Here is a 12,565-nt window from a genome sequence, read left to right as displayed (position 1 = left end):
CTCTCGAAAAAAAAGACACCGGGATTATTCCGGTATCAATATTTTTGCAAAATCAAGCACTACTGGTTTTTGGGCGCTACCGGATGTGGATGTCACCACTGCATAGCCTGTCGGTATTTTGTATATGAGTCCCGTGTCGTATCGGATGCCGAAGGAATTATCTTCCTTGTAATGAGTAGTGGTTTCCCAAACCTTCGTACCGTTTCCTTTCAAGCCAGTGATGGTCATCCCATGCATCTTCGTGCTGCTTCCCAGCGGATCATATCGGTCACTAAACTGGACGTACACCTGTTCCTCCGGCAGATATACCCGGTCGGCCGGATAATCCTCTGTATCGCCGAACAATTGTAGTCCATTACTCAAAATCTGTGTACGCTTGCTGTTCCCTTTAAGCCCTGTGACGGCTATATGGCCACCGGACAACTCCCGTACCTCTGCAATATCTTTACCAGAGCCCAAGTCAAAATGGATGTTACGGATTTCCTGGCCGTACACATCTGCCTCTACTCCTACCGGGCCATGGGGACTGTTCATAAGTGCATAATATCCATCGTGATTGCCGACCAGCCAACCTGAGGTCACCCCGTCCTTCGTTCGGTTCCACAGCTCCTCACCGGTTTCTGAGTATTTGAGTACGGTAAATGCTTGTTCCGCCCGGTTCAGAGAGGATACAAGAAACCCTCCGTCCGCAAGCGGTTCCAAACCTATAAGGGAGTTCTGTCCATGAGATGCCAAGCCATCCATTTGTAACGTTTTGGACCACACGCTATTCCCGTCCTCATCTAACCGTGAAGCCTGTAACTCCCGTATCCCATCTGGCTTCGTATAGTCGATAAGCAGCAGCGAGCCACCATCCGACGTCTCCCGCTGGACTCCCCTACTGCTTGCACCAGGCTGCACGTTCAGATCCAGCTCATGTTTCCACACACCCTCCAGCGAGCTGTCCAGCTTGCCGTACGTGACATGCACCACACTTGTCTCAGTGTTGTCTTCGATGTTCAGTACCAGAAACCCACCATTCGCTGCGGGCTGAATATAATTGTGTGGATTCCCTTCATCCTCAAAGCTTCCAATCGCCGCGCTTGTTTCAATCTCAGCCTGCTTGGGTACAGCCGCCTCGGACACCTCGGATGCATAAGACGGAACAGCGCTAAACCCCATGACCAATGCCGCTAAAGCAACTCCTGCTGTCCATGAATAAACACGTGTACGTAGAAACCCGTTTCGCATTCCCTTCAAACGTTCCAGCTCCCTTCATGACTTTACCTCAGAGATGTTTTTAAAAACCTTAGATGTGATAAGACTACAGACGGTTTCACTTCAACTTGTAATGGTTGTCACGTGGGCACGGAACTTCATGCGATGCTATACAATCATGAGTTATATATTTACCTCTTCAAGCCCGAGCCCAAACATTTGAAACTCCAAATGGAGACTGCTCCGAGACTTTCTGCCGATGAATATACGTATAGATTTATTATTCCAGCGCTTGGTAAACTATGTGTCACATGCTTTAACGCAAGATTTGGATAAAAGTTCTCTTTTTTTACAAAATAAAGCCCCACCAAGGCAAAGGAATGAATACGGTAATTCGTATTCTGCCTCCATACCTGTGTGGGGCTTACAAGACTTACATAAAATGATGTCTACAGATCGGCTGTCTGAAGCGCTTGGCTGCGCTGTGTATCCCGTTCAAGGACCGGCTTCAAATACCGTCCTGTATAGGATTCTTCGACCTTCACGAGCTGCTCAGGTGTCCCAGTAGCCAAAATCGTGCCACCGCCGCTACCGCCTTCCGGTCCCAAATCAATCAGATAATCGGCTGTTTTAATCACATCCAGATTATGCTCAATGACCAATACTGTTTCTCCCGAATCGACCAAACGATGCAGCACCGTCAGCAATCGGTCAATATCGTGAACATGCAGACCCGTTGTCGGCTCGTCCAAGATGTAAATCGTCTTACCCGTGCTGCGACGATACAGTTCGGAAGCCAGCTTCACGCGCTGCGCTTCGCCCCCGGACAAGGTAGTCGCAGGCTGTCCCAGCTTGATATATCCCAAACCTACATCCAGCAGCGTCTGAATCTTGCGATGAATCTTCGGAATATTTTCAAAAAACTCTGTCGCATCCTCTACTGTCATTTCCAGCACATCGGCAATACTTTTACTTTTGTACTTCACTTCAAGAGTTTCCCGATTATAGCGTTTGCCCTTACACACTTCACACGGAACGTATACATCCGGCAGAAAGTGCATTTCAATCTTGATAATGCCGTCGCCCTTGCAAGCCTCGCAGCGACCACCCTTAATGTTAAAGCTAAAGCGACCTTTTTGGTAGCCTCGGACCTTGGCCTCATTTGTTTTTGAAAATAAATCACGAATATCATCAAATACCCCGGTGTAGGTTGCAGGATTTGAACGCGGCGTGCGGCCGATCGGAGACTGATCAATCTCAACGACCTTATCGATATTTTCAAGCCCGCGAATTTCCTTATGTTGACCTGGACGCACTCTGGCCCGGTTCAGATCACGCGCCAGCGTTTTGTATAGAATTTCGTTGACCAGCGTTGACTTCCCAGATCCGGATACGCCAGTAACAGCCGTGAAAATACCTAACGGGATTTTAACATTCAAATTTTTGAGATTGTTCTCCTTAGCCCCGCGGACCTCCAGCCACTTATCCGTAGGCTTGCGCCGTTCGGTATTGACCGGAATGAACTTGCGTCCGCTCAAATATTGCCCGGTTAAGGAATTCGGGTCTTCCATGACTTCCTTCGGAGTCCCCTGTGACATGATCATGCCGCCGTGGATTCCGGCCCCCGGACCGATATCAATAATATAATCGGCCGCCATCATCGTATCTTCGTCATGCTCCACCACAATCAGCGTATTCCCCAGATTCCGCATATGCTCCAATGCACTAATCAGGCGGTCATTATCCCGCTGATGCAACCCGATGCTTGGCTCGTCCAAAATATACAGTACACCCATCAGGCTGGAACCGATCTGTGTCGCCAACCGGATACGTTGTGCCTCACCACCGGATAACGTGCCCGCTGCACGACTTAAGGTCAGGTACTCCAATCCAACATTAACGAGAAATCCCAAACGGCTGTTAATTTCCTTAAAAATGAGATTGGCAATGGACTGTTCCTTCTCACTCAACACCAGCGTTTTGAAAAATTGAGACGCTTCGCCGATGGACAAATCAGTTACATAGGCAATGTTACGCTCCTGAATAGTCACCGCCAGAGTTTCTTTCTTCAAACGATGTCCCTTACAGGTGTTACACGGCTTTGCGCTCATAAATCCTTCAATAAACTCACGGATACCATCCGAAGCTGTGTCACGATAGCGACGCTCCAGATTCGGGATAATTCCCTCGAAGGTCACATAGGCTTCCTTGCGTTGGCCAAAATCATTTTCATAACGAAACCGGATCTTCTGGTCGCCTGTTCCATGTAATATGGTGTTCATTTGTTCCGTGGTCAGTTGGCTGACAGGAATGTTCTGTGAAATACTATAATGCTCGCATACGGACTGCAAAAACTGCGGATAATAGGTGGAGGTTCCTCCACTCCACGCCTGAAATGCTCCATCTTCTACACTTTTCTCCGGGTCAGGAATAAGCAGGTCGGGGTCGACCACCATTTTAACGCCCAATCCGTCACAATCCGGGCAAGCACCGAATGGACTGTTAAAAGAGAACATCCGCGGCGACAGCTCGTCTATACTGAAACCACAGATTGGACAGGCAAAATTAGAACTGAAACGCAACTCTTCTTGCCCCATCATGTCCACCAGCAACTGACCTCCCGAAAGGTTCAATGCTGTCTCAATAGAATCGGACAGACGTGTACGCACATCCTCCTTAACCACGATCCGGTCTACAACCACTTCAATGGAATGCTTCTTGTTTTTCTCCAGTTCGATCTTTTCCGATAACTCACGCAGTTCGCCATTGACACGCACCCGTACAAAGCCTTGCTTGGCAATATCCGCAAACAGCGTTTTATGCTCACCTTTGCGTCCTGAAACCAACGGAGCCAAAATTTGCAGTCTTGTCTTTTCAGGATATTGCAAAATGCGGTCCACCATTTGTTCAACCGTTTGTGATGTAATTTCAACGCCATGTTCAGGACAATGAGGGTGACCAATTCGAGCAAACAGCAACCGCAAATAGTCATAAATCTCCGTAACAGTACCAACGGTAGAACGCGGGTTACGGCTCGTAGTCTTTTGGTCAATGGAAATCGCAGGAGACAGTCCGTCAATGGAATCCACATCCGGTTTCTCCATCTGTCCCAGGAATTGACGCGCATACGCGGATAAAGACTCCACATAACGCCGCTGTCCTTCTGCATAAATCGTATCGAAAGCCAGTGACGATTTACCTGAGCCACTTAGCCCCGTCAGGACGACAAATTTGTCCCTAGGGATGGTCACGTCAATATTTTTGAGATTATGCGCTCGAGCGCCTTTGATGATGATGCTTTCATTCGCCAAATGTTTCATCTCCTTAGCCATAGTTCACGTCATGCTATATTGCGATGGAATACCCCATGCAAGTGATATATCGCAAAGAGAACGACCACATGGGCCGCCCTCGCTATTTTTAAAAGCAATCATCCATTTCATTTTCAATGTGTTCGCACTACTAGACGCCCCTGAAAGCTTAATCAGCCCGCAGTTCCAGCAAAGCGTCACGCAACTCGGCGGCGCGCTCGAACTGAAGATTCTTGGCAGCATCCTTCATTTCCGCTTCCAAACGCTGAATCAGCGACTGACGCTCCTTCTTGGAAAGTTTACCCGTCTCACCAGGAAGGTAATCATTACGCGCCTCGGCTACCTTGGTCGCTTCAATGACATCACGAATCTTTTTACGAATCGTTTGCGGGGTAATGCCATGGTCTTCATTATACTGAATTTGAATCGCACGGCGGCGTTCGGTTTCTTTTATCGCTTTATCCATAGAATCCGTAATTTTGTCACCGTACATAATAACACGGCCATCGCTATTCCGTGCTGCCCGTCCAATGGTTTGGATGAGCGAACGTTCGGAACGCAGGAAGCCTTCCTTGTCCGCATCCAAAATCGTCACCAGTGATACTTCTGGCAAATCCAGACCTTCCCGCAACAGATTGATTCCAATCAGGACATCAAAGGTACCCAAACGAAGATCACGTAAAATCGCCATCCGCTCCAGTGTCTTAATCTCGGAGTGCATATATCGGACCTTGATACCCACTTCTTTTAAATAGTCGGTCAGATCCTCAGACATTTTCTTGGTAAGCGTGGTGACCAGTACCCGCTCCTCACGCTCCATCCGAAGCCGTATCTCGCTAATGAGATCGTCGATCTGTCCCTTGCTCGGCCGCACCTCAATGATCGGGTCAAGAAGCCCCGTAGGTCGGATGATCTGTTGCACAGTCGTTTCGCATTTCTCCAGCTCATAGGGGCCTGGTGTAGCTGATACGTAGACGATCTGACTCACCTTGTCCTCGAACTCTTCAAACTTCAGCGGGCGGTTATCCAGCGCAGATGGCAGACGGAAACCATGGTCCACCAGTACATTCTTACGTGCTTGGTCACCATTATACATCGCCCGAATCTGCGGCAACGTAACATGAGACTCATCAATCACGATCAGCATATCATCCGGAAAATAATCCATCAGCGTATACGGTGTCGCCCCCCGCTCGCGGAATGTCAGTGGACCTGAGTAATTCTCGACGCCGGAACAAAAACCGACCTCTTTCATCATCTCGATATCATAGCGGGTACGTTGCTCCAAACGTTGTGCCTCCAGCAGCTTCCCCTGTTCCTTCAGCTCCACTAACCGCTCTTCAAGCTCACGTTCAATGTTGACCAGTGCTACCTTCATCGTATCCTCATGAGTAACGAAGTGAGATGCAGGGAAAATGGCAATATGATCACGTTCACCGATCAATTCACCCGTAAGCACATTAATCTCGGTGATCCGTTCAATTTCATCCCCGAACAGTTCTACCCGTATAGCGTGTTCCCCATGGGAAGCCGGGAATATTTCAACAACATCCCCCCGTACACGGAAAGTACCCCGCACGAAGTTGATATCGTTCCGCTGATATTGAATATCGACCAAGCGGGACAAAATCTGATTGCGGGGTTTCTCCATGCCGACTCTAAGCGAGAGCAGCAGGCTTGAATATTCTTTCGGGGAACCCAGACCATAAATGCAGGAGACACTCGCTACAATAATAACGTCACGACGCTCAAACAGAGAGCTTGTGGCTGAGTGGCGAAGTTTATCAATCTCCTCATTGATGCTAGAATCCTTCTCAATATACGTATCGGAAGACGGAATGTATGCTTCCGGTTGGTAGTAATCATAGTAACTGACAAAATAATCGACTGAGTTATTCGGAAAAAACTCCTTAAACTCACTCGCCAGTTGGGCAGCCAAAGTCTTGTTATGCGCAATAACCAGAGTAGGCCGATTCAATTTGGCAATCGTCTGTGCGATGGTAAACGTCTTACCTGTTCCCGTAGCACCCAACAGCGTTTGATGTTTTTTTCCTTTAGTAATCCCCTCTACCAATTCAAGAATGGCATGAGGCTGATCGCCTTGAGGTTGGAATTCCGACTGAATTTCAAAAGTCTTGTCGCTAACAACGATATCACTCATTGCCCTGCATCACCCTTATCGTCTAAAATGGAAACATCATGTTTCTACAACAGTCGAGTTGAAACGTCTTTACCTGTAAACCTATGTCGATATTTCCCGAGCAATGACACTTGGGAAATATGGTTGGATAAGAATGTTTGTTCCCGTATTATACCTCTTTCTCACCTTGGATGCAAACGATAAGTCTTGAATAGGAGTGAATTAAATTTTGGATATCACCATCGTATTGGGCATCATCGCCGGAATCATAGCATTAATCGGTGGCTTCTTATGGGAAGGCGGACAATTTACAGGGCTGCTTCAAGGTACATCGGCTCTGATTGTGTTTGGCGGAACGCTCGCCGCAGTGGTCATCAGCTACCCCGCCTCTAAACTAAAGACCATACCAGCTGCCCTTCGGATGGCGTTTAGCCGTGAGGACAACCTCTCCGAGCAATATATTGAAGATTTGGTTTCCATGGCAGCCACTTCCCGCCGATCCGGAGTGCTTGCGCTGGAGCGTATTTCCTCAGAACATCCGAATGCATTTCTGCGCGAAGGTCTTCAACTGGTCATTGACGGAACCGAGCAGGAACAAATTAAACAAATTCTGGAACTCGAGTTAGATACCATTGAGCATAAGTACGAAGGATATGCCAAAATATTTGAATCCGCAGGCGGCTATGCCCCTACGATGGGGATTATCGGTACTGTGATGGGCCTGATCCATGTACTCGGCAGCCTGACCGAGCCAACAGCGCTTGGACCGTCCATTGCTGTCGCTTTTATCGCCACACTATACGGCGTTGCCAGCGCCAATCTGATTTTCCTGCCCATCGCATCCAAGATCAGAGCATGCAGCGAAAGTGAAATAGTCACGATGGATTTACTGCTGCAAGGCATTCTCGCCATTCAAAACGGAGAGAATCCGAAGCTTGTACGCAAAAAACTGGAGTTCTTTATCCGTTCAGAGCAAAATCTGGAGCCTAAGCCGCCTCGTCGCTCACGTTCAGAGGACGCTACTCCAAAGGAGGACTTCCATGAGAGCGCGCGCTAAGCGCCGCCAACGTCAAGGAGGCGGAGACCATCGTGACCGCTGGATGATTACCTATGCCGATCTAATCACACTGCTGCTCATTTTTTTCGTCGTGATGTACGCTATGAGCAGCCTGGATGCGAAAAAATACGAAGTCGTTGTCCAATCCCTGCAAGATACATTCCATAAGGGCGATTCCATTTTAGAGCAAGGTTCAGGCATTACAGGTACGGCGGACCGATACACAAGCAAGAATCCGCCCACAACCAAGCAACCTTCATCCGATAACAAAGCAGCCGGCCCGACCAAACTGACCGAACGTGAGCAGGCATTTCGCAAGCAGGAAAAAGAACTGCAAAATCTGATGGGTGTCATAGAGCAATATATTGCGGACAATAAGTTGCAAGATCAGATTTTCGTATCCGATCAGCCGCGCGGTATTGTCATCACCCTGAACGACCGCTTTTTATTCGATCAGGGCAGGGCTGCACTCAAGCAAGGCTCTGCAAACACGTTATCCAAGCTGGCCAGTCTGTTCCGGGATTTGAAAACGCCGATCAGCATCGAGGGTCATACGGACAATATTCCGTTTACACGCGCTTTGAACGCTTCGACCTACAAGGACAACTGGGAGCTTTCCGGGGCACGAGCACTATCCGTGCTTCGATTCTTTCTCGACAGAGAAGGATTATCTCCTACAGAATTTCAATACGCAGGTTATGCCGATACCCGACCGGTTGGAGATAATACGACCGAGGCCGGACGACAAAAAAACCGCCGTGTCGAAATCACCGTACTACGCCAGCTTCAACAGTAAATGCCAAAAACCTCCTCAGTCACACTTAACGTGAACCGGGAGGTTTTTTTAGATAGATATCATCGTTCTAGATGGCTTCCGCTCTGATGACGCAGAACAATAAACCGTACGAACAGCGTTGTATAGAGCGGCGTACGAGATACGAGAGAGATTATTTTGTTTAAGTCTATATCCCCACTATGTATTAGAAGCCCAAGATGAAATTAAGTAAAGCCTGGTCATGATGCTGGAAACTCAATAAGATAAGGCTAACTCGTGTTGCTTCTCTCGCACTGGTGAAGTTGTGGAGATGCTTTGCTTGTGGTAGCTATATTTCCAATCGCTGTACAAATTAAGGAGTCGATCCAACTCCATAGACTTGGTCAACACCCGTCGATCCTTTAATCCTACCTCTTTCGCCAAATCATTTAATTCCTTACGCTTTTCTTCGATGCAGTCCTCCAATTCTTGCAATTTCACATCAACAAACCTCCTGTTTGGTATGGTATTTATAGTTAGTTTACAAGCTGATACCTTCCCTACAGGTTAATAATATAATAAAACCCATTTCATCCCTTTAACGGAATAAATCAAAGAAGCCAATCCCTAGGGACTGGCTCGGGCATGTCATTAACCTCCAGCCCCATGCGCAAAAACGACTATGTTATGAAACAACACAACGAAACTAAAAACCGTGATATTTAGTATATACTTCATTTTTTTTATTCGCATTTATTAGAACCTCCTCCATAATATTCTCATATTCTAATTTCTGATCTTTCGTTGCCTGAGATCTAAACTTTTGAAATAATGCTGTACAAACTGCAAACTTTTCTTTTTTTTCCATTTCAATACATTTTCTCAGACTTTTTAAAACATAATAAATAGCTTTCTCATGAAGAAAATTGTTGAACATATATATGGCTAGTTGGTAGCACAAATCAGCGTATGCGTCATAACTAAATGATTGGTTATAGTAACTAGTGTCTACAGATAATTCATTATTAAATGAAGTCAGTTCTTTGGAGAATTGCTGCAAGATATGTTCAATTGAAAAACCGTGTTTGTTAGCCGATTCCACTATTGTTAATAAACCTAATAGAATCTCCTGTGGATTATTCTTAAGAAATTGAATGTACATAGGTAGACTTTTTGTATTACCCATAAGAATATTCAAATTAAGTCTATTAGCATCTGCCCAAACCGTGAACTTTCGCACTTCTTTCCGACCAATTTCCCCCAAATCTTCAAACCAACTTAAATCCGCATAACCATCAGTGTATCTCATGGCTTCTTCATATCTTTCTTGTTTTTCGAGTGCATTTCCTTTCATTAAATAACTTTGGCCGTAGTATACAACTAAATGTCTTTCAGTATTTAAAGAATTATTCTTTTTGTTATTTCTTCTATTCTCACAAACAATATTCGCAAATGATCTCAATTCATCCGCATAACGTTCCACTTCTTTCCATTGATGCAGCTTGTAGTAAAGGTTCGTAAGTTTAAGTAGTCCATCCAAATGAAATTCTAAAGGTACCCGATTTCTAAACGGCATAAATCTTAAAGCCGCTTCAAGATCTCTGTCTGGATTGACATTAATGGAAAGCGAAAAAATTCTATAATGACTGATGGCCAACCTTTCAGAATGTTGATACTTCTCGTTTTCAATTACACATTCATAGAAAGGAGCTGCCTCCTGATATTTTCCTTCTTCATACAACTCCTCTGCCAAAGCAAAGATCGTTGGAATGTGGTTAAGATCCTCCATTAATCGAGATAGTACTTTCTCCACACACCTCAAATTTCCTATTTCAACACAACGTATAAGGAACGGCTTAACCCTTTTCCAGTGAGGTCTTCCATCATAAAAGCATTCATCTACATATAAGTCATACAACCAGTCCTCTGGATAGTTAAGCGCTTTAGTAATTAAGTCCATTTGTCTTACGGAAATCGGTTTAGGCGGATTGCCATTGAGCATAGCACTAAATATGCCCCGATTAAGCCCTGTGGCTTGTCCAAAACTATTAAAAGTGTAGCCTCCGAGTTTCAATTCTTTCTCAATTTCCGAACGGATCGTGGTTGCATTTTCCAATAAAAACACCCCCGGTGTATTCAGATGATTTTTAAAAATCACCCTCCTCGACAAACAATTACAATATACTAGAAATTATATGAACAAACTGGATGATGGTCAACCCCTTTTTTACACCGTTTTAATATATATTGGAATTTAATGTGTGTTTAATAGTCTTTACAAGAACTTAATATTATACTATTTAGGCAATACAATTACCTCCACGCTTGATCTACCTTTGTCTACACTCATACTATAGGAGTGTGGATGTCTATGGAAACAACAAAACTCATAGGAGCGAAAATCCGCCAATTTCGGACGTTGCGTGGTATTACACAAGAACAACTGGCGGAAGCATCCGATTCAACAGGTTCCTATATCGGCAAGTTGGAGCGTGGTGAGGTCAATGTACAGATCAAAACACTAGAGAAAATAGCCGAAGCCTTGGGAACAAACGTATTCGCATTTTTTGACTTCAATCCATATGAAGAACTCAAAAGTCAGCCTTGGATATGGGAATGTGTTCATTTACTGTCCAAGCAGAATGAAGCCGATCAAAATAAAGCTTATCGGATATTGAAGGAACTGTTCACTTCCTCAGAAAGCGGGCTTACAGCAAGTAACCCCGATGAGTCCAGCGAATAACGAAAAAAATTAACTTTATCCCGATTGGTCATGAACAGAATATTTCAAAAGGGCTATGTTAATCTACCTTAGTAGTAGGTTACATAGCCCTTTTATGTTCTAAGAAGTCATCTGCTTAATGTTACACTCCACTGCTTTAATCACTTTTTCATATTCTGTCCGCTGTTCATGTGTCGAATGATCCTTATATTTCTCAAACAATAACGTGATGGACTTGATATAGTAAGCCTTATCATTTAACTGTGAGGATGCTTTGAGACTATTTAGCATACTGTCTATCGCCTCAGAGTAGCTCCCTTTATTAAAATAGTAGCGACTAAGCTCAAGAAAAAAGTGAGAATAGGTCACCAGATTATAATTATTATGATAGTAAGAAATATTTGTACGTAAGTCCCTAAATTCATTAATATTCTCAGCAAAAAGGATCAGAATTTCGTCTATTGTGTGATTGTAAATATTGGCCGATTCCATAATGGTTAGTAGCCCCTGAAGTATCTCTGCAGGATTACTTTTAAGAAGATCGACATAGGCAGGCAAACTAGCCATATTTCCCATTAGAATTTCTAAATTTAAGCGGAGCTTGAATCTGCTGCTGATAAACATTTGTGGAAATTACCTCAAGTTCTTTCGCATATTGCATAGTTGTCTCACAGTCATAAGCTTGAAAGTATACGTTTACCAGCTTTAAAAGAGCGTCCAGTTGATGATTTTCAGGCAAATTTTTACGATAAGGAGCAAATTTTATAGCCAGTTGGCGATTTTTCTCTAAATCTTTGCTTAAAGAGTAAGAAAATAACCTATACTGACTAATTGCTAGCCGCTCCGAATGGTAATACCTTTCGTTCTCTACCACACACTCGTAAAAAGGAACTGATTCCTTTTCCTTTCCTTCTTCGTGTAATTCTTCTGCAAGCTCAAATATGGTCAGCACATAGGACAAATCCTCTGTCAGCCTCGACAATACCTTTTGGATGAAGTCCTGTCTTCCTAGCTCCACACAACGCAGCAAAAAAGGCTTAATCCGTTTCCAGTGTCCTTTTCCTTCGTAAAAGCATTCATCTATGTACAGCTCATAGAGCTAGCCCTCGGGATATCCCAATGCCTTGGTAATCAGGTCCATCTGCCGAACGGAAATTGGCTTAGGCGGGTTGCTGTTCAGCATGGTGCTGAATGTACCGCGGTTAATACCAGAGATTTTACTAAAGCCGCTAAAGCTATAGCCCCTTTGTTTCAATTCTGTTTCTATCTTCGAGCGGATCGTAGGTGTGTGCTCCATGCCAATCCTCCTCTTCAACTCAAAAATTATATTTTTCGTCTTTTATAACATTATGAGGTAATTTTAGTTCCTGATTTCTTAAACCTG

8 protein-coding genes and 1 pseudogene are annotated in these 12,565 nt (G+C 44.9%); 3 read left to right on the top strand and 6 right to left on the bottom strand.

The window, feature by feature from the left end; all coding sequences use genetic code 11:
* Positions 1–24 precede the first annotated feature (24 nt).
* The 3 genes from ACQ4MX_RS18260 to uvrB form a co-directional block, all read right to left on the bottom strand.
* Positions 25–1,230: a hypothetical protein gene (locus ACQ4MX_RS18260; protein ID WP_431091364.1), complete on the bottom strand. Its 1,206-nt coding sequence runs from the start codon at positions 1,228–1,230 to the stop codon at positions 25–27.
* A 416-nt stretch (positions 1,231–1,646) separates the two neighbouring features.
* Positions 1,647–4,508, bottom strand: a complete 2,862-nt coding sequence (gene uvrA / locus ACQ4MX_RS18255) for an excinuclease ABC subunit UvrA (protein WP_431086491.1) — start codon at positions 4,506–4,508, stop codon at positions 1,647–1,649.
* Between the two features lie 169 nt (positions 4,509–4,677).
* Positions 4,678–6,669, bottom strand: a complete 1,992-nt coding sequence (uvrB, locus tag ACQ4MX_RS18250; protein ID WP_044646899.1) for an excinuclease ABC subunit UvrB — start codon at positions 6,667–6,669, stop codon at positions 4,678–4,680.
* 208 nt (positions 6,670–6,877) lie between these two features.
* Between uvrB and ACQ4MX_RS18245 the strand changes: the two genes are divergently transcribed.
* Entirely contained in the window at positions 6,878–7,705 is an 828-nt protein-coding gene (locus ACQ4MX_RS18245) for a flagellar motor protein (RefSeq protein ID WP_431086488.1), read from the top strand.
* Positions 7,689–8,501 (top strand): flagellar motor protein MotB, encoded by an 813-nt coding sequence (locus ACQ4MX_RS18240; RefSeq protein WP_431086486.1) that lies wholly within the window; start codon positions 7,689–7,691, stop codon positions 8,499–8,501. Before ACQ4MX_RS18245 ends, ACQ4MX_RS18240 begins: the two co-directional genes overlap by 17 nt.
* Before the next feature lie 234 nt (positions 8,502–8,735).
* Here the strand turns inward: ACQ4MX_RS18240 and ACQ4MX_RS18235 are convergent, their stop codons facing one another.
* Both ACQ4MX_RS18235 and ACQ4MX_RS18230 read right to left on the bottom strand, forming a co-directional pair.
* Positions 8,736–8,960 (bottom strand): Spo0E family sporulation regulatory protein-aspartic acid phosphatase, encoded by a 225-nt coding sequence (locus ACQ4MX_RS18235; protein ID WP_431086485.1) that lies wholly within the window; start codon positions 8,958–8,960, stop codon positions 8,736–8,738.
* 205 nt (positions 8,961–9,165) lie between these two features.
* On the bottom strand, positions 9,166–10,575 hold the full coding sequence (locus ACQ4MX_RS18230) for a DNA-binding protein (protein WP_431086484.1): 1,410 nt from the start codon (positions 10,573–10,575) through the stop codon (positions 9,166–9,168).
* A gap of 255 nt (positions 10,576–10,830) precedes the next feature.
* Between ACQ4MX_RS18230 and ACQ4MX_RS18225 the strand changes: the two genes are divergently transcribed.
* Positions 10,831–11,202: a helix-turn-helix domain-containing protein gene (locus ACQ4MX_RS18225; protein WP_431086482.1), complete on the top strand. Its 372-nt coding sequence runs from the start codon at positions 10,831–10,833 to the stop codon at positions 11,200–11,202.
* Positions 11,203–11,301: 99 nt separating this feature from the next.
* Here the strand turns inward: ACQ4MX_RS18225 and ACQ4MX_RS18220 are convergent.
* Positions 11,302–12,478, bottom strand: a pseudogene (locus ACQ4MX_RS18220) (helix-turn-helix domain-containing protein).
* Positions 12,479–12,565: the final 87 nt, after the last annotated feature.

The sequence above is a fragment of the Paenibacillus sp. 8b26 genome (genome assembly GCF_050626875.1).
Taxonomy (GTDB): domain Bacteria; phylum Bacillota; class Bacilli; order Paenibacillales; family Paenibacillaceae; genus Paenibacillus.
Note: the sequence above shows the minus strand (reverse complement) of the source record. Positions and strands in the feature narration are given on the sequence as shown.

What these genes read in the sequence shown, in the direction of transcription:
- ACQ4MX_RS18260 (WP_431091364.1), bottom strand. Translation starts at nt 1,230, where the DNA reads ATGCGAAACGGGTTTCTACGTACACGTGTTTATTCATGGACAGCAGGA.
- uvrB (WP_044646899.1), bottom strand. Translation starts at nt 6,669, where the DNA reads ATGAGTGATATCGTTGTTAGCGACAAGACTTTTGAAATTCAGTCGGAA.
- ACQ4MX_RS18240 (WP_431086486.1), top strand. Translation starts at nt 7,689, where the DNA reads ATGAGAGCGCGCGCTAAGCGCCGCCAACGTCAAGGAGGCGGAGACCAT.
- ACQ4MX_RS18225 (WP_431086482.1), top strand. Translation starts at nt 10,831, where the DNA reads ATGGAAACAACAAAACTCATAGGAGCGAAAATCCGCCAATTTCGGACG.